Origin of the sequence: Falsochrobactrum shanghaiense (assembly GCF_003149535.1) — a bacterium.
Lineage (GTDB): Bacteria > Pseudomonadota > Alphaproteobacteria > Rhizobiales > Rhizobiaceae > Brucella > Brucella shanghaiense.
In genome coordinates this window covers 26,534-42,908 of the sequence record NZ_QGDB01000004.1, presented here as the reverse complement: position 1 = coordinate 42,908, position 16,375 = coordinate 26,534, and the positions used below count along the sequence as shown (strand labels likewise).

Genomic DNA, 16,375 nt, shown 5'->3' with positions numbered 1-16,375 from the left:
TCCGGCAGGCACAGCCTATGCGATCTTGCGCAGGGGCAGCCGGGCATCGTTGAAAGCGTCAACAAGCCGGGCGGTATTCTTTGCCGGGTCTTCGTCGGCATTTTCGAAAACGATGTGGTTTAGCTCCACCCCTGCCGTTTTGTCGCCGAGCGTGAGACGGAAATAGGCGTAAACGCCCTTGTTGCGAAATTCCATGTCGAGGACGATGGATGGCAGGGTGTGCCAGTCGCAGTGAAAATCGCCGCCGTGCCCGAATTCCAGTGTGCCGGGGAAAAAGTGCAGTTCTGTGGCGGAACTGACGATGTCGGCAATATTGGCGAAAAGTTCGCAGCGGATGAAGGCGATATAATCGGCAGGGTCGACGAGCCGGAGATCGGTCGCGACTTCGCGTATATTCTCGGCAATGATCGCCTCTCGTTCGTTCGAAAATTGCAGGCTCTTCATCGTGTCACCGCCGATCCGGAAGAACAGGATAATAATATTTCAGAATAGATCAAAACGACTGTAAAATCTATCAATGTGACGAATGCCGTGAATTGATGACGCGGATAAGTTCTGCGACGGCCTGATAGAATTCCGGTGCGATCATCTGGTCGACATTCACTTGCTTATAGAGCGCACGCGCCAATTGTACGTCTTCGAAGATTGGAATCGAATTGGCAGCGGCGATTTCTTTTATTTTGAGAGCGATCAAATCCTGTCCTTTTGCAACTACTATTGGAGCCGCGTCTTTATTGGGTCGATAGCGTAGTGCCACGGAAAAATGTGTCGGATTTGCGACGATGAGCGTCGCGGTCGGTACGGCTGCGATCATGCGCCTGCGGGCGCGATCGCGCCCGAGCGAGCGCAGGCGCGCCTTCACCAGCGGGTCGCCTTCGGACTGCTTGTGTTCGTCCTTTATTTCCTGCTTGGTCATGCGCAATTCCTGTCGCCAGTGGAAACGCGACCATACAAGGTCGAACCCGGCAATGACCGCGATGGCAAGCACATTGGCGACCAGAAGCCGGACCATGTTTTCGCGCAGGAATTCGGGCAGGGCGCTTGGGTCGGTCGAGATGGCGTCGGTGAAAAGGCTGTTGCCCCGAAAAAATACGAAAAACACGATGATGCTGGCGGCAATGAATTTCGCGAGCGATTTGAGGAATTCGACCTGACCGGCGCGGCCGAATATGCGCTGCCAGCCTTTTAAGGGTGATATGCGCGAGGCTTGCGGCCGGATGCGTTCGCCGACGATGCGCGGTGCATTTTGCAAGACCGAAGCCGCAATACCCGCAAGCGGAATGATGATGAAGATCGGCACCAGTGCCGCGCCCACTGCTAATGCCAGCACGCCGAACAGCCGGCTGGCATCCTCGGCGCTGTTGAGCAGCCAGTCTTCCGGTCGGTCGATCAGTTCGCGCAGAAAAACCGCGAGCCTGCTTGCCGAAGGTGCTGCGGCAAAAACGGCTATGACCAGAAAAGAGACAACACCGGCCAGAATCGGCGCTTCACGGGAGAAGGGCATATTGCCCTTGTCGAGAGCATCGCTGATCTTCTTCTCGGTCGCGTCTTCTGTTTTGCTCTCTTTGTCAGCATCATCGGACATGCTTCACCGACAACCTAGCTGGAAGCTTCGCCTGCATCGAGGCTGATAATGCCGCGTTCCGCAAGGTCGATGGCAATGCGGGCGATGGCGCGGCGAGCGTCCGTGATGTTCTGGCTGGTGATGTTGCCCTGTTCAGCGCCAAGTTCGCTTTCGACCATACGCCGTCCACGTGTCGAAAGCGACGCGAGCACCATTTCCTGTAATGTTGCATCGGCACTGCGCAAGGCGGTTGCGATCTGTTCGGTCTGTACTTCATCAAAAAGCAACAGTCGCGCGCGCTGGGACAGCCGCCCAATATCCTCGAACGTGAAGAGCTTGGCCTTGATGCGCGCAATGTCGTCGCGGTTGAGATCCTGAAGACTGCCCATGAGTTCTTCCATCTCGTGCTTGTCGAGCTGGTTGAAAATATTGGCGATCTGGCTGTGATGCGCCTTGACCGGACCCGCATCGCTGCGTCCAAGCAGATCGCGCCGCAATACATCTTCCAGAAGTTCGGCTGCGACCGGGGCGACATTTCCGATATGCAGCGAGCGCTGGACGACCGCGCTGCGCAATTGAGGCGGCAATACCACGAAAATGCGCGCGGCGAGATCGGAAGGCAGTTTGGAGACGATAAAGGCAATGATCTGTGGATGCTGGTCGGCGAGATAGGCTTGCAGGCTATCGACAGGCAGGCGGGCAATCTGCACCCAGACCGATTCCTGTACCAGTTGCGGCTGGATGCGCTCTTCAAATACCGCATCTGCTTCATCCTGCGGCAGCGCTTCGCGCAGCAGGCCCTCGAAACGCTGGGCAGCTTCCGAAACAGGCGCGCCTTCAGCGAAGGAATCCTCGAACTGTTTGACGAGTTGCTCGAAATCGAGCGGCGAAATGGGCTCCAGCGTGCGCGCATGACCGGCAAGCTTGCGCAAATCGTCCGAGTTGAAATGCTTGAGAAGACGCGCGGCAGATGGACGGCCTATGGCGACGAGGATCGCAGCCGCCTTCTGCGGGCCGGTGAGCGTATCGATCAGTTCGTCGGAATTATTGTCGTCAGGGAGGGTTTGCTGCGCGCTGTCCGTCATGTCGGCTCCGTTACTTGCCGATAATTTCGGTGAGGCTGACGCCAAAGCGCGAGGAATCGTCTTCGAGAACGATTACTTCGCCGCGCGCGATCACCCGTCCATTGACGACGATGTCGACGGGATCGCCGATCTGTTTGTCGAGCGTGATGACAGCACCGCGGCCCAGTTTCATCAGGTTGGCCACCGGCATGGTCGTGCCGCCGAGCACGACCTGCACATCGACCGGAATGCCCATGATGAGTTCGAGATTGGGTTTTGAAGCTCCTTTCGGTGCACTGCGCGGCTGCTCTTCGCGCAGTTCTTCGATGGCTTCGTCCAGCTCATGCTGCATGTCATTATCCTCGTTTTCGGCGCTCATGCCTGCCCTGCCATTTCAACATTTGCCTTCTTGACGGTCCGGCGCACAAAGACCGGCAAGGCGCTTTTTTCCTGTGGCAAGGGCTCTTTGCTGAGAGCGAGCGTATTATTGGCGATATGAACCGTGCTTTCCGTGATGTTGCGCGCCTGACGCATATCGCGCGTCAGCGCCTTGCGCAGACGGTTCAGTTCTTCGACTGCCTCATCCACCTCGCGCCTGACGCGCGCGGTTTCAGCCAGACGCGCTTCCAGCCTGATGGTTTCGTCAGAAAGGTCGGTACGCTCGCTTTGCAGCGCCTTGACCACCCGTTCCAGCCCGTTGGAAGCGGCGGCAACGCGCAGCGTCAGAACCTTGCCAAGCCTGATCGTCTCATTGGCCTTGCGGCCCACCACCACCAGCGCGCCAAGCGAGGCGAGGGCCATCAACGTGGAAAGAACATTAGCCAGCAACAAGCTCATCGATAAAATCCTCTTCCTGATTGACCGGATCGCCGACCTTGACGGTAAAATGGATGCCCGATTTGCCGAGCGTGCATTTGAAAAGCTGCTGTTGGCCTGCACGAAGGCGAACCTGATCCATCGCATCGACGGGCAGCGTAAGTACTTGCCCCACTTCCAGTCTGGACAGGGCTTCCAGTGTCATCGTGCCCTGCTGGATGAAGCCTTCGAGCTCGATGCGGGCGCGGCTCACTTCCTGACGCAGCTTCTTCGTCCAGGCCGGATCGGTTTGATTCATCGGGCGGCGCAGGAATGCCGCAACGGCGTCCTGCATGGGCTTGTGGCTGCTGCGCGGCAAAAGGAGGTGGACAGCACCCGTCTTGCCTGCCGCCATTACATTGATCCGGCAGATGAAAAGCCGCGAGCGCTCGAAGGATTCCGTGTCGAAATCGGCCATGTCGGCACATTCATCTGGCGTGAACAGCGCCTGTCCGCCGCCGGTGAATGCCTGATCCAGTGCATGGGCAAGATTGGAGGCCAGAAGCGCTGAAACCTTGCGTTCAAGCATGCCGAAAGGCCGTTCCGTATCGACGCTTCCAAGATTTCCCTGTGCGCCGAACATGGCTTCGATCACAGAAAAGACCAGCGTTGCGTCTGCGGTCAGATAAAGAGCACATCCCCAGCGTTCGGCCTTGAGCGGCGCGATGATCGCAGCCTGTTCGAGAACTGTCTGGAATGCGTGGTCGTCTGCACTTTCAACCGCGCCGGCCTCGACGTCGAATGCCGCCGCGCAGCCATGTTTGAGCCGCTCGCAAAAATGAGCCGATGCATCCTTGAAGACATGGGCCAGCGACTTCAGGTCGTCGCCGGAAAGCCCGGCTGCCCGCAGCAGGTTTTCTGCAAGGACATCATTCTTACGGTTTTGCTCTAAATTCGCCATGTCAGGCTGCCTGCTGGATCGGCGTCGTCGCCATGGTCTCCTGCTCGACCACATCGATGCTGGGTCGATCATAGGCGGAGATGGTCTTGCGGCCATATTCGAGCGCGATCTGCGGCAGCGATCCGTTCATATAAGCAAGCAGGGTTTGCTTCACGACGACATAGAGACGGTTCTTCTTGTCACGCGTGGATTTGATCTTGGCGGCGATGGGGCCCACCACGCCATAGGAGAAGAAAATACCGGCGAAAGTGCCGACCAGCGCGGCCCCGATCAGGTGGCCCAGCACTTCCGGCGACTGGTCGAGCGCGCCCATGGCCTTGATGACGCCGAGAACGGCGGCCACGATGCCAAGCGCGGGCAGGGCTTCGGCGATGGTGTTCATCGCCTGATAGGGCTTCAGCTTGTCGCGCGAAATCGTGTGGATTTCCTCATCCATCAGCGCCTCGATCTCATAGGGGCGCACATTGCCGACGATGATGAGGCGGCAATAATCGCAGATGAAATGCATGAGGTCTTCGTTTTTGAGGATGCTTGGATAGGCTTGGAAGATTGGAGATTCGGTCGGGTTGTCGATATGGATTTCCACCTCGTTGCGCGACTTGGCGCGCAATTCGCGCATCAGGCTGTAGAGCAGGCCCAGCACGTCGAGATAATCGCGCTGCTTGGGCACGGCATTGGTGAAAGCTTCCACACATGCGCGGCCCGTATCTTTCACGAGCGAGAAGGGATTGGCGATGAAAAACGTGCCCAGCGCTGCACCCAGAATGATGACGAATTCCCACGGCTGGATAAGCACGCTGACATTGCCGCCCATGGCGATGAAACCACCCAGCATGCAGCCCAGTGTAATGGCGAGGCCGATGATAATGCCCAAAGCGCAAGACTCCCGTGGATAGAATTTCTTTGAGCACATTTAGAGACTGCGGCTTGCGCGAAGCTTGCACGGCGCAATGGCTGTGAACTGGCAGGAGCATCAGCTTCGGACAAGCTTGGCCCGGCATAAGGAAGCAGAAGAATAGCGGGGTTATGCGCATGGTCGATACAATGACGAGCTATCGTCTGATCGCGTCCGATATGGCGCGATCGTTGCAGCGTGTCTCGAAGGAGCCGCTGGTCGAACGGGAAACCGCCTATTACAAGGAGAATATCGGCAATGTGAAATCCGTCGATGATTTCATGGCCGATACGCGGCTTTATAATTATGCGATGAAGGCATTCGGCCTTGAAGATATGGCCTTTGCCAAGGCATTCGTCCGCAAGGTCCTGACCGAAGGCGTCACAAGCGACGACGCCATGGCAAATAAGCTGGCCGACAAGCGCTACAAGGAATTCGCAACCGTCTTCGACTTTACCGGCAAAGGCGCGGAAGCCACGCAAAGTAGTGCCGTGCAGCAGGGTGTGGTCGATAAATATCTTCGCCAGACGCTTGAGGCTGATGCTGGTAGCCAGAATGAAGGCGTGCGTCTGGCGCTTTATTTCGAGCGCAAGGCATCCACGCTGAGCAATGCCTACGAGATCTTGGGTGACAGGGCTCTTCTGGCCATGGTGCAGACGACTTTCGGCTGGCCATCCTCCATCTCGAATGCCGATATCGACAAGCAGGCCAAGATGATCGAGGACAAGATCGATTTTTCCAAGATGTCCGATCCCGATTATGTGTCCAAGCTCATTTCGCGCTTCACGGCCATGTACGAGATGAACAATCCGAATGCCAGCAGCCCCTCTTCGATTGCATCGCTGCTGCTGGGCGGTGCGTCGAGCGTGGGCATTTCCGACAATATCCTGATGACATTGCAGAATTTCAAGCCGGGCGGACGTTGAGCGAAAGATGCAGAATAATTCCATCTATGTAGGGCTTTCCTCGCTGGTCACACTGGAACGGCGGATGAATGCGATCGCCCATAATGTCGCGAATATTTCCACGCCCGGCTTTCGCGGCGAAGGAACCAAGTTCGATACGATCGTCTCCGGCAAGGCCAGCGAGAATGTGAATTTCGCCAGCGCCGGAAAAAGTTTCATCCGTACTGAAGCAGGACCGCTGATCGAGACGGGCAACCCGCTCGATGTGGCCGTCAAGGGGGATGTCTGGATGTCCGTGGCAACGCCGCAGGGGCAGGTCTATACGCGCGATGGCCGCATGAAGATGATGCCGACGGGCGAACTGGTATCTGTCTCCGGAAACGCCATCCTCGATGTCGGCGGCGCGCCCATCGTGCTCGATCCTGATGGCGGTGCGCCCAAAATTTCTTCTGATGGCGCGGTCTATCAGAACGGCAATCAGATCGGCGCAATCGGGCTTTATTCGATCCCCGCCGATGCGGAACTGACTTATGCCGGTAATTCCGGCGTCGTCTCCGACAAGCCCGTCATGCCTGTGGTGGATGATATGAGCGCCGGTGTCGTGCAGGGAGCAATCGAAGGCTCGAATGTCGATGGCATGACCGAGATGACCCGGCTCATAAGCGTCAGCCGCGCCTTCGAGCAGGTCAATAATCTGCTGACACAGCAGGAAAATACGCTCGCTGAAGCGATCAAGACGCTGGGCTCCAGAAACGGATGACGCCTGATCTGCCCCTCGCGCGACTTGCTGCTTTTGCGCGGCAGCAATCAGTGGCCCCAAAACCCATTGTGGGCGTTGGCGGGACGGTTTGCGACGTCTCGCGTTCGGCAATTGCCGTGCGCGGGCTGTCGCGTGACGCGCGGCTGGGCGATGTTGTGGCGATCCGGGCCGAAGATCGGCAGAGTCTGGCCGAAATCATCCGGGTCGCCGACAATCAGGTGCTGGTAAAACCGTTCGATGACCGCATCATTCCATCGCTGGGCGCTGCCGTTTTCGAGGAAGGGTTGTTACGCATCCGCCCTGCTCCGCAATGGAAAGGGCGGGTCATCAATGCGCTCGGTCAGGCGGTCGATGGCAAGGGCGCCTTGCAGCCCGGAACAAAGCCGATGGCTTCCGAAAATCTCGCTCCGGCGGCGCTGCGGCGCGCGCGCGTGGACAAGGGCCTGCGCACCGGCGTCAATGTGATCGATATTTTCACGCCGCTTTGCTTCGGGCAGCGCATCGGCATTTTTGCAGGCTCGGGCGTGGGAAAATCGACGCTGCTTGCCATGATGACGCGCGCCGCCGATTTCGATACGGTGGTGCTGGCGCTGACGGGCGAGCGCGGGCGCGAAGTGCGCGAGATGCTCGAAGAGACTTTGGCAGGGCATCTCGACAAGACCGTTACCGTGGTTGCGACCGGTGACGAAAGCCCGATGATGCGGCGGCTTGCGCCCAATACGGCAACTGCCATTGCTGAATATTTTCGCGATCTTGGCCAGAATGTGCTTTTGATCGTCGATTCAGTGACCCGCTTTGCCCATGCCGCGCGCGAGGTGGCGATTGCCGCCGAGGAGCCGCCGGTTTCGCGTGGTTATCCGCCAAGCGTTTTCAGCCAGTTGCCGCGCCTGCTTGAACGCGCCGGTCCGGGCATAACGGAGGCTGGCGGCAGCATTACTGGCATCTACTCGGTGCTTGTCGATGGCGACGATCATAACGACCCGGTATCCGACACTATTCGCGGCACATTGGATGGCCATATCGTGCTTGATCGCGCCATTGCAGCTCAAGGCCGCTTTCCTGCCGTCGATATTCCGGCCTCCGTGTCGCGTCTGGCCCGGCACAACTGGACGGCGGACCAGCGCAAGCTCGCCGGTCAGTTGCGGGCCATGATCGCGCGTTTCGAGGAGACGCGCGACCTGCGCGCCATCGGAGCCTATCAACGAGGGCATGACGAGTTGCTGGATCAGGCGGTTGACCTTGTGCCGCGCATTTATAACGCCCTGCAACAGTCTCCGGAAACCGGCCTTTCGGAAGACCCCTATCATGATCTGGCTGTAGCGCTGCGCGGAGAAAAACAGGCATGAAACCCATGAGGAAAGCTTCGCATCAGACGGACGAGAAGAAGCTTCTTGCCGAACTGGCCGCCGAGGTGGAGGCAGTGGCGAGCGAAAAAAAGCCGCAAAGCAAGATAGATCGCTATCTGAAAGCCGCTGCGATCACGCTGGCTGCGGGTTCGGCGATGCTGCCCTTCATCGCCTATCTCCAGCGCGTCGATCTCAATCCGGTGGAGAAAAGCGAAAGCCGCGTCACAGATCCACTTGATCGCTCGGAGCAGAAGACGATGCGGCGCTTTCCTTCGTTCCGGCCAAATGATCAGGCGGCCCAAACCGAGGATATCGACAACACCATGACCGGATCGGTCATGTCGAACGGCGAGGGCCTGCCAGGAAGCGGCGCTGGCAAGGACAGCGAAGGTGGCGGCGATGGCCAGCCTCTTCCAAAGCCGGTCTTTGCGCTGCGCGATGTGGTGGGCGGCATGGCCATGATCGAGGATACGTCCGGTTACTGGTTCGTGGAAAAGGGTTCGCTTCTGCCCGATGGGAGCCATCTGGTGTCCATTGCGCACAAAGCAGGCTCTTGGCAGCTCACAACCTCGTCAGGCGATGTGATCGAGATGCGCAGATAGGACAGCTTCGCAAGCTTGACGCAAGTTCCATCCTTTAGCTTCACCGGTGTAAAGGCGGGATACTCAATGAGCTCCATTCATCTTTTCGATCTGGCTGCAAGGCAGGCGCAGTGGTTGTCGGTGAGACAGGCCACCGTCGCAGGCAATGTCGCCAATGCGAATACGCCCGATTTCAGGGCGCGCGATGTCCAGCCCTTTGCGGATGTGCTGGACAAGACGCAGCTCACTATGGCGGCGACCAATCCGCAGCATCTGGAAGCGGAGGCGAACGGCATTGCCGGTGTGCGAATGCGCCCCGAAGACATCAGCGAGCAGACCCATTCCGGCAATACGGTGGATGTGGAGCAGGAGATGATGAAGGCTGGCGAGATTGCCCGCGAATATTCGCTCAACACAAGCATCATCAAGTCGTTTCACCGCATGATGATGTCGGTCGCAAAGGGATAGCCATGTCTTCTGACGCTTTGCAAAGCGCGTTGAAAATTGCGGCTTCCGGCCTTTCGGCCCAGTCGACCCGCTTGCGCATTGTTTCTGAAAACCTTGCCAATGCCCAATCCACCGCCAAGACGGCGGATGCCGATCCCTATCAGCGCAAGACGGTGTCGTTTCGCACCGAGGTCGAGCAGGCCACCGGCGCGGCACAGGTGCGGGTGGCGGAAGTCGGCAAGGATATAGCGCCCTTCATCGAGCAATATGAGCCGAGCCATCCGGCAGCGGACGAGCGCGGCTATGTCAAATATCCCAACGTCAACACGATTGTTGAAATGGCGGATATGCGCGAAGCAAACCGTTCTTATGAAGCCAATTTGCAGGTCGTCAAACAGGCGCGCGAGTTGATTTCCATGACCATCGATATGCTGAGGAGCACATAATGTACGACTCGATCATGAGCATTTCGGCGCGCAATGCCCTGTCGCGTCTGTCTGAAACCGTCGCTGAAAAGGGCGTGGGTTCCACTGCTGCGCCGCAGGCGGTTCCTGCTGCTCCCGGCGCTTCGTTTGGCGAAGTGCTGTCGCAGATGACGGATTCGGTGGGGCAGAAGCTGCAAGCGGCGGAAGCCACTTCAATTCAGGGCATCAAGGGCGACGCGCCGGTGCGTGATGTGGTCAGCTCCGTCATGGAAGCAGAGCAATCGCTCCAGACGGCAATCGCGATCCGCGACAAGATCGTGCAGGCCTATCTCGAAATCAGCCGCATGTCGATCTGAGGATTCCAGACCGTTCGCCTGATTGATTGAACTGTTCAAGGATGCATCATGAAAGCCCTCACCATCGCCGCCACCGGCATGAACGCCCAGCAGCTCAATCTGGAAGTGATTGCCAATAATATTGCCAATATCAACACCACCGGCTTCAAGCGCGCGCGCGCGGAGTTCACCGATCTGCTCTATCAGTCCGAACGCACCGCAGGCGTGCCCAATCGGGCCAATCAGAGCATCGTTCCGGAAGGCGCGCTGGTGGGGCTTGGCGTGCAGACGGCGGCAGTACGCAACGTGCATCTTCAGGGCAGCTTCAACCAGACCGGCAATCCCTTCGATGTGGCGCTGACGGGGCGGGGCTGGTTCCAGATCCAGAGCCCCACGGGCGAGACGCTTTACACGCGCGCCGGTGCATTCAACAAGAATGCTGACGGCCAACTCGTGACGCTTGATGGCAATCCGGTGGAGCCTGCGATCACTATTCCGCCCGAGGCAATCGAAGTGACAGTCACAGAAACCGGTCAGGTTTTCGCCAAGTTGCAAGATGAGATCAATCAGGTCGATCTGGGGCAGCTTACTCTTGCCAATTTCACCAATGAAGCGGGCCTTGAGCCGCTCGGCGGCAATCTTTACCGCGAAACCGAAGCGTCGGGCGGGCCACTTGTCGGCGTGCCGGGCGATCCCGGCTATGGCGCGATCAAACAGGGCTATCTCGAAGCGTCCAATGTCGATCCGGTCAAGGAGATCACCGATCTCATCACGGCGCAGCGCGCCTACGAGATGAATTCCAAGGTCATTCAGGCTGCTGATGAAATGGCCGCTACCGTGTCGAAGAACCTGCGCTGACGGTGATGGTGATGAAACGGGCGAAACCATTGCTGCACAAAAAAGGCTGGGCGCTTGTCGCTGTTCTTGTCCTGTCTGCGGTTTCGGGAGCGGGCGCTGCCGACCGCATCGCTTTCGTCGTGCCTTCGGCAACCGTTTATCCGGGGCAGGTGGTGAGCGATACCGCGCTTTTGGAAAAGAACTTCTATATAAATGCGCCAGCGGCAAACCAATATGTGCTCTCGCCCGATCAGGCCGCAGGCAAGGTCGCGCGCAAGACGCTGCTGCCCGGCAAGCCCATCCTCGTTTCAGCCCTTGCCGAGCCGTCACTGGTCAAGCGCGGCGTACCCGCGCCGCTGGTTTTCACGTCGGGCATGTTGACCATTACCGCCATGGGGACGCCGCTTGAATCGGGTGCTGCGGGCGATTTCATCAAGATACGCAACATCGACAGCGGCATTATCGTGTCCGGCACCGTGCTGGCCGATGGACGGATTCAGGTGGGGATGCAGTGAAAAAAACATGCGTCACACTGGTTGCTCTTCTGGCCCTCGTTCTTTCGCCTGTGACGGGGTTTGCCGACGAGTCGTCGAAAAACGCGAAGGAATTCAGTTCTGCCGTGGAAGCGGATGCCGATTGGCTGGGCGCTGGCGGTGATCCTTCCAAAATGGCCTATGCAGAGCTTGGCAGGGGCAGCGCGGTCGCGCGCCTCAAGGATATAGCCACCATTCAGGGCGTGCGTGAAAACCAGCTTGTCGGCTATGGTCTGGTGATCGGCCTCAAGGGGACGGGCGACAGCCTGCGCAATTCGCCCTTCACCGAACAGTCCATGCGCGCCATGCTCGATAATCTGGGCATCAGCGCGCCGCGCAACGCCACCCGCTCCAAAAACACCGCCGCCGTCATCGTTACCGCCAATCTGCCTGCGTTCGCAGGTGCGGGTTCGCGCATCGATATTACGGTTTCGTCGCTTGGCGATGCAACATCGCTGCAAGGCGGCACGCTGGTCATGACGCCCTTGATGGGTGCTGACAATCAGGTCTATGCGGTGGCGCAGGGCAATATGATCGTTTCGGGTTTCGCCGCTGAAGGTGATGCCGCAAGCGTCACGCAGGGCGTGCCCACTTCGGGGCGCATCCCCAATGGCGCGTTGGTGGAGCGTGAGGTTGCAGGCAATTTCGGCAAGAAAAACGAATTGGTAGTCGAATTGCGCGATCCCGATTTCACCACTGCCGTTCGCGTGGCCGATACGATCAATATTTTTGCCAAGCGCCGTTACGGCAAGGGTGTCGCCAGAGAACGCGATGCCAAGACGATCCGTCTCGTGAAGCCCAATAACATTTCCGCCGCCCGCTTTCTTGCGGAGCTTGAGGGCCTGCCGATCACCACCGACGAAGTGGCGCGCGTCGTGGTGGACGAGCGCACCGGCACCGTGGTCATCGGAGAAAAAGTACGCATTTCCAAAGTCGCGATCAGCCATGGCAGCCTGACGGTGCGGGTGACGGAAACGCCGATGGTCGTGCAGCCCGAGCCGTTCAGCGATGGCGTGACCGCCATGGAACCCAATACCGAGATTGGAATTGCCGAGCAGAATGCCAAGATCGGTATATTGACCGGGGCCAATCTGGAAAATTTGGTGAAGGGTCTTAACCAGATCGGTGTGAAGCCCACCGGCATCATCGCCATTCTTCAGGCAATCAAGACATCGGGCGCGCTTCACGCGGAACTGGTGGTGCAATGATGAGAGCCAAAGCAATTATCCGTTGCGGTTCAGTGCTTGCGCTTCTTGTGTGCACGGGTTTTCCGGCTCTTGCGCAAGGGGGCGCTACATCTGCCCCATTGGGCAATCTCGATGAAATCCGCACCTTTTGCGGCAATATCGACGATCAGGCCGCCGATGCCCGCTATTCGCTTCAGGCCAAGCAGCTTGCCGATCTCAAGGTCGAGGTCGAGAAGCGGATGCAGGCGCTGGAAGAAAAGCGCAAGGAATATGAGATCTGGCTGAAGCGCCGCGATGAGTTCGTCAGCAAGGCGCGCGATTCGCTGGTCGATATTATTTCCAAGATGAAACCGGATGCGGCAGCCGCACAGATGACCCTTATCGGTGACGAGGCGGCGGCAGCACTACTGCTCAAGCTCAATCCTCGCGTCTCCAGCGTTATTCTCAATGAAATGCCGCCCGAAGAGGCAGCAAGGCTTGCCCGCGTCATCGTCGGCTCGCAGCGAACGGCCGCAAGGCCCGCAACCAATCAAGACCAGCGTGCACAGGCAGAAACCGGGAATACGGTGCAATGAGCAAAAATATCGACAAATCCCTTCTTGCTGTCGCAGCGCTGGCTCTTCTCGCAGGCTGTGCCACGCACCCGGAAGAAATCGGCCGTGCGCCCGCGCTTTCGCCGGTCGCGGCCAATCTCGGGCTGGAGAACAATTCGCGATATAGCGGCTATCCCGCCAATCCCGGCCAGGCTTCCTATTCATTGTGGAACCAGCGTTCGACCAATTTTTTCAAGGATCCGCGCGCGGCGGAACCCGGCGATGTGCTGACGGTCGTGATCTCGATCAACGACCGGGCCAATCTGGACAACAAGACGGATCGCGAGCGCGTTTCAAAAGGCATTTACGGAGCGGGCGGCGCATTTTCGACCAGCAGCTTTTCCGGTGCCGGAGCAGGCGGCGACATGGATGCATCGGTCAACACCCATTCAGACAGCAAGTCGAAGGGCAAGGGCACGATCGAGCGCAGCGAGGAAATCCGTCTGCAGGTCGCAGCCATCGTGACCGACACGTTGCCCAACGGCAATATGGTCATTCGCGGCTCGCAGGAAGTGCGCGTGAACAACGAGTTGCGGGTTCTCAATGTGGTGGGCGTGGTTCGCCCGCGCGACATTTCGGGCAACAATACGATTTCCTATGACAAGATCGCCGAGGCGCGTATTTCCTATGGCGGTCGCGGGCGTCTGAGCGAGGTTCAGCAGCCGCCTTATGGCCAGCAGATTCTCGATCAGGTTTCTCCTTTCTAAGGAGCATATCTGCACTTTAGGTTTTTGTTTTAACGCGCATCTTTTCCGAAAACCGTTCCACACTTTTCGGGATGCGCTTCAGAGTGACAGGCATGAGCGATACGGCATCAGACAAGAGCGACAAGGCAAAAGGCTCCATCAGGGATATGCTGGCTGCTGTCGCCATCCTCACCGTCATCGCCGGGGGCGGGGGCTGGTACTTTGGTGGAATGATCCCTGTTGAGCGACAGGAATCCGCCAGCGCGAGCGGCAAGGAAGACAAGCCGAAGCGAGGAAGTTTTGAATCGCGCGCTATAGGTGATGTCGTGCTATTGCAACCCATCATCACCAATCTGGGCATTCCACAAACGACATGGGTGCGGCTTGAAGCTGCGCTGGTTGCAAAGCCGGGCCATGAAATCCTTCCGGCAATGGCTGCAAACGTGACCGACGATTTCCTGAGCTTCCTGCGCAGTGTCAATCTCATGCAGTTGCAGGGTGCGGCCGGGCTTGCCTATCTGCGCGCCGACCTTGAAGAACGCGCGCGCCTGCGCTCGGAAGGCGCGGTGGACCGGGTTTTCATTTCGGCGCTGGTGGTGGAATGAAAAAGACTTTTGGTCCCGGCCTTTTCCTGATGCTCGCCTTCACGAGCGCCGCGAATGCGCAGGCCCTGTCGCTCGACAGCCTGCTGCCTGCGGGCGGCGGGGCCGCAAGCGGGCAGATCGTGCAGCTTTTCGGCCTGCTCACGGTGCTGTCGATTGCACCGGGGCTTCTCATCATGGTGACGAGCTTCACGCGCTTTGCCATTGCTTTCTCGCTGTTGCGTTCGGGGCTGGGGTTGCAGACCGCGCCTGCCAGCATGGTGATGATTTCGCTCGCGCTTTTCATGACCTTCTATGTCATGGCGCCGGTATTCGACCGCGCATGGAACAATGGCGTGCAGCCTTTGATGCGCAACGAAATCGCGCAGGACGCGGCCCTTGACGAAATTTCGCAGCCCTTCCGTGAATTCATGATGGGGCAGGTGCGCGACAAGGATTTGCGCCTGTTCGAGGATCTGGCCGATCCTGCCTTTCGTACCGGCGAGGACGGCATCGTCGATTTTCGCGTGCTGGTGCCTGCCTTCATGATTTCGGAATTGCGGCGTGGTTTCGAGATCGGCTTTCTGATCGTGCTGCCGTTTCTGGTGATTGATCTTGTTGTTGCGACGCTCACCATGTCGATGGGCATGATGATGCTGCCGCCCACGGTCATTTCCCTGCCGTTCAAGATTTTGTTTTTCGTGCTGATCGATGGCTGGAACATCCTTGTGGGAAGCCTGATCCGGTCATTTGCGTGATGGAAATCTGGAAGCCGCTCTGCACGTTAATAATTTGTTAACAATTGGGCCCTAGAAGGACTTGCTATAGCGGGTTTCTACGAAACAGGCATGATGCCGCTCCGCTATGCCGGTATATAGCCCGGCCTGTCCCTCATTTGATTTTTCCCAAGGGGCAAAATAATGGCTAGCATTCTTACAAACTCTTCGGCTCTGACCGCTCTCCAGACGCTTTCCTCGACCAACAAGTCGCTGGAAACGACGCAGAACCGTATTTCGACCGGCCTTCGTATTGGCGAAGCTTCGGACAATGCTTCCTACTGGTCGATTGCGACCTCGATGAAGTCTGACAACAAGGCCAATTCGGCTGTTCAGGACGCCCTTGGCCTCGGTGCCGGTAAAGTCGACACCGCTTACTCCGCGATCAACAAGATCAAGGATTCGGTTGATCAGATTAAAGAAAAGCTGGTGACGGCGATCGGTGCCAGCACCGACGACAAAGTTAAGATCGAGGCCGAAATCAAGTCGATCGTGTCGAATATCAATTCGGCGATCAGCAATGCCAATTATGCAGGTTCCAACCTTTTGGATGGTTCGGCGGCTGGCGACCTCGAAATCGTCTCGTCGTACAACCGGTCGGAACAGGCCGTCACCATCGATATGATCAAAGTCGTTAAGGATGACACCGATGCGAGCGCCATGGTTGCGACCATCGTCGCTGATGGCTTCTTTGCATCGACTATGGATGACGATACGATTGCGGGTGCACCAGATCCGACCACCGGCGCACGTTCGAACGGTCTTCTCGACACCGTGGAAGCGGCTCTTGCAGAACTCGTGAATGGAGCAGCGACGCTTGGTGCGGCCAAGTCGCAGATCGACAGCCAGAAGAGCTTCCTTTCGGGTCTGTCCGACTCCATCGAAAAGGGCGTTGGCCAGTTGATCGACGCTGACATGAACAAGGAATCGGCACGTCTGTCGGCTCTCCAGGTTCAGCAGCAGCTCGGCGTTCAGGCTCTCTCGATCGCCAACTCGTCGAACCAGAACATCCTGTCGCTGTTCCGTTAATAGCGGCGCGAGCAGCCAGCCCGGACATCGGGCGACATGCTTCGACAATAGTCTGGGCGCGGTTCATTCCGCGCC

At 58.1% G+C, this 16,375-nt stretch carries 22 protein-coding genes; 15 read left to right on the top strand and 7 right to left on the bottom strand.

What is annotated here, in order from left to right; translation table 11 throughout:
• Window positions 1-15: 15 nt before the first annotated feature.
• From DKP76_RS11165 to motA, 7 genes are all read right to left on the bottom strand, one after another.
• Window positions 16-444, bottom strand: a complete 429-nt coding sequence (locus tag DKP76_RS11165) for a hypothetical protein (protein WP_109706675.1) — start codon at window positions 442-444, stop codon at window positions 16-18.
• A gap of 70 nt (window positions 445-514) precedes the next feature.
• Window positions 515-1,585: a flagellar type III secretion system protein FlhB gene (flhB, locus tag DKP76_RS11160; protein WP_109706673.1), complete on the bottom strand. Its 1,071-nt coding sequence runs from the start codon at window positions 1,583-1,585 to the stop codon at window positions 515-517.
• Window positions 1,586-1,599: 14 nt separating this feature from the next.
• Window positions 1,600-2,649 carry a flagellar motor switch protein FliG gene (locus DKP76_RS11155; protein ID WP_109706671.1) on the bottom strand — a complete coding sequence of 350 codons (1,050 nt, stop codon included), beginning with the start codon at window positions 2,647-2,649 and terminating at the stop codon, window positions 1,600-1,602.
• Window positions 2,650-2,659: 10 nt separating this feature from the next.
• A complete protein-coding gene (fliN, locus tag DKP76_RS11150; protein WP_109706669.1) occupies window positions 2,660-3,007 on the bottom strand; it encodes a flagellar motor switch protein FliN in 348 nt (115 codons plus the stop codon).
• Complete coding sequence (locus DKP76_RS11145) at window positions 3,004-3,465, bottom strand: BAB2_0123 family type IV secretion system effector (RefSeq protein ID WP_109706663.1); 462 nt, start codon at window positions 3,463-3,465, stop codon at window positions 3,004-3,006. The genes fliN and DKP76_RS11145 overlap by 4 nt, the downstream gene beginning before the upstream one ends.
• Complete coding sequence (locus tag DKP76_RS11140) at window positions 3,446-4,384, bottom strand: FliM/FliN family flagellar motor switch protein (RefSeq protein WP_109706661.1); 939 nt, start codon at window positions 4,382-4,384, stop codon at window positions 3,446-3,448. Before DKP76_RS11140 ends, DKP76_RS11145 begins: the two co-directional genes overlap by 20 nt.
• A gap of 1 nt (window position 4,385) precedes the next feature.
• Entirely contained in the window at window positions 4,386-5,258 is an 873-nt protein-coding gene (gene motA, locus DKP76_RS11135; protein WP_109706659.1) for a flagellar motor stator protein MotA, read from the bottom strand.
• A 158-nt stretch (window positions 5,259-5,416) separates the two neighbouring features.
• Between motA and DKP76_RS11130 the strand changes: the two genes are divergently transcribed.
• The 15 genes from DKP76_RS11130 (at window position 5,417) to DKP76_RS11060 (ending at window position 16,300) form a co-directional block, all read left to right on the top strand.
• The gene (locus DKP76_RS11130) at window positions 5,417-6,205 is read left to right on the top strand and encodes a DUF1217 domain-containing protein (protein WP_109707204.1); all 789 of its coding nucleotides are present in this window, start codon (window positions 5,417-5,419) and stop codon (window positions 6,203-6,205) included.
• 7 nt (window positions 6,206-6,212) lie between these two features.
• On the top strand, window positions 6,213-6,944 hold the full coding sequence (gene flgF, locus DKP76_RS11125; RefSeq protein WP_109706657.1) for a flagellar basal-body rod protein FlgF: 732 nt from the start codon (window positions 6,213-6,215) through the stop codon (window positions 6,942-6,944).
• The gene (gene fliI, locus DKP76_RS11120; protein WP_109706655.1) at window positions 6,941-8,290 is read left to right on the top strand and encodes a flagellar protein export ATPase FliI; all 1,350 of its coding nucleotides are present in this window, start codon (window positions 6,941-6,943) and stop codon (window positions 8,288-8,290) included. The genes flgF and fliI overlap by 4 nt, the downstream gene beginning before the upstream one ends.
• 5 nt (window positions 8,291-8,295) lie before the next feature.
• Complete coding sequence (locus tag DKP76_RS11115; RefSeq protein ID WP_425349393.1) at window positions 8,296-8,892, top strand: hypothetical protein; 597 nt, start codon at window positions 8,296-8,298, stop codon at window positions 8,890-8,892.
• 66 nt (window positions 8,893-8,958) lie between these two features.
• Window positions 8,959-9,339 (top strand): flagellar basal body rod protein FlgB, encoded by a 381-nt coding sequence (flgB, locus tag DKP76_RS11110; protein ID WP_109706653.1) that lies wholly within the window; start codon window positions 8,959-8,961, stop codon window positions 9,337-9,339.
• A 2-nt stretch (window positions 9,340-9,341) separates the two neighbouring features.
• Window positions 9,342-9,764, top strand: a complete 423-nt coding sequence (flgC, locus tag DKP76_RS11105; protein WP_109706651.1) for a flagellar basal body rod protein FlgC — start codon at window positions 9,342-9,344, stop codon at window positions 9,762-9,764.
• Entirely contained in the window at window positions 9,764-10,099 is a 336-nt protein-coding gene (gene fliE, locus DKP76_RS11100) for a flagellar hook-basal body complex protein FliE (RefSeq protein ID WP_109706649.1), read from the top strand. The genes flgC and fliE overlap by 1 nt, the downstream gene beginning before the upstream one ends.
• Before the next feature lie 48 nt (window positions 10,100-10,147).
• Window positions 10,148-10,936 (top strand): flagellar basal-body rod protein FlgG, encoded by a 789-nt coding sequence (gene flgG / locus DKP76_RS11095; RefSeq protein ID WP_109706647.1) that lies wholly within the window; start codon window positions 10,148-10,150, stop codon window positions 10,934-10,936.
• Window positions 10,937-10,947: 11 nt separating this feature from the next.
• On the top strand, window positions 10,948-11,430 hold the full coding sequence (gene flgA / locus DKP76_RS11090) for a flagellar basal body P-ring formation chaperone FlgA (protein WP_109707202.1): 483 nt from the start codon (window positions 10,948-10,950) through the stop codon (window positions 11,428-11,430).
• Window positions 11,427-12,656: a flagellar basal body P-ring protein FlgI gene (locus DKP76_RS11085; protein ID WP_109706645.1), complete on the top strand. Its 1,230-nt coding sequence runs from the start codon at window positions 11,427-11,429 to the stop codon at window positions 12,654-12,656. Before flgA ends, DKP76_RS11085 begins: the two co-directional genes overlap by 4 nt.
• The gene (locus DKP76_RS11080; RefSeq protein ID WP_109706643.1) at window positions 12,653-13,210 is read left to right on the top strand and encodes a MotE family protein; all 558 of its coding nucleotides are present in this window, start codon (window positions 12,653-12,655) and stop codon (window positions 13,208-13,210) included. Before DKP76_RS11085 ends, DKP76_RS11080 begins: the two co-directional genes overlap by 4 nt.
• Window positions 13,207-13,935, top strand: coding sequence for a flagellar basal body L-ring protein FlgH (flgH, locus tag DKP76_RS11075; protein WP_109706640.1), 729 nt, complete (start codon window positions 13,207-13,209; stop codon window positions 13,933-13,935). Before DKP76_RS11080 ends, flgH begins: the two co-directional genes overlap by 4 nt.
• 92 nt (window positions 13,936-14,027) lie before the next feature.
• A complete protein-coding gene (locus DKP76_RS11070) occupies window positions 14,028-14,519 on the top strand; it encodes a flagellar basal body-associated FliL family protein (protein ID WP_109706638.1) in 492 nt (163 codons plus the stop codon).
• Entirely contained in the window at window positions 14,516-15,253 is a 738-nt protein-coding gene (gene fliP / locus DKP76_RS11065) for a flagellar type III secretion system pore protein FliP (protein ID WP_109706636.1), read from the top strand. The genes DKP76_RS11070 and fliP overlap by 4 nt, the downstream gene beginning before the upstream one ends.
• 162 nt (window positions 15,254-15,415) lie before the next feature.
• Window positions 15,416-16,300 carry a flagellin N-terminal helical domain-containing protein gene (locus DKP76_RS11060; RefSeq protein ID WP_109706634.1) on the top strand — a complete coding sequence of 295 codons (885 nt, stop codon included), beginning with the start codon at window positions 15,416-15,418 and terminating at the stop codon, window positions 16,298-16,300.
• Window positions 16,301-16,375 lie beyond the last annotated feature (75 nt).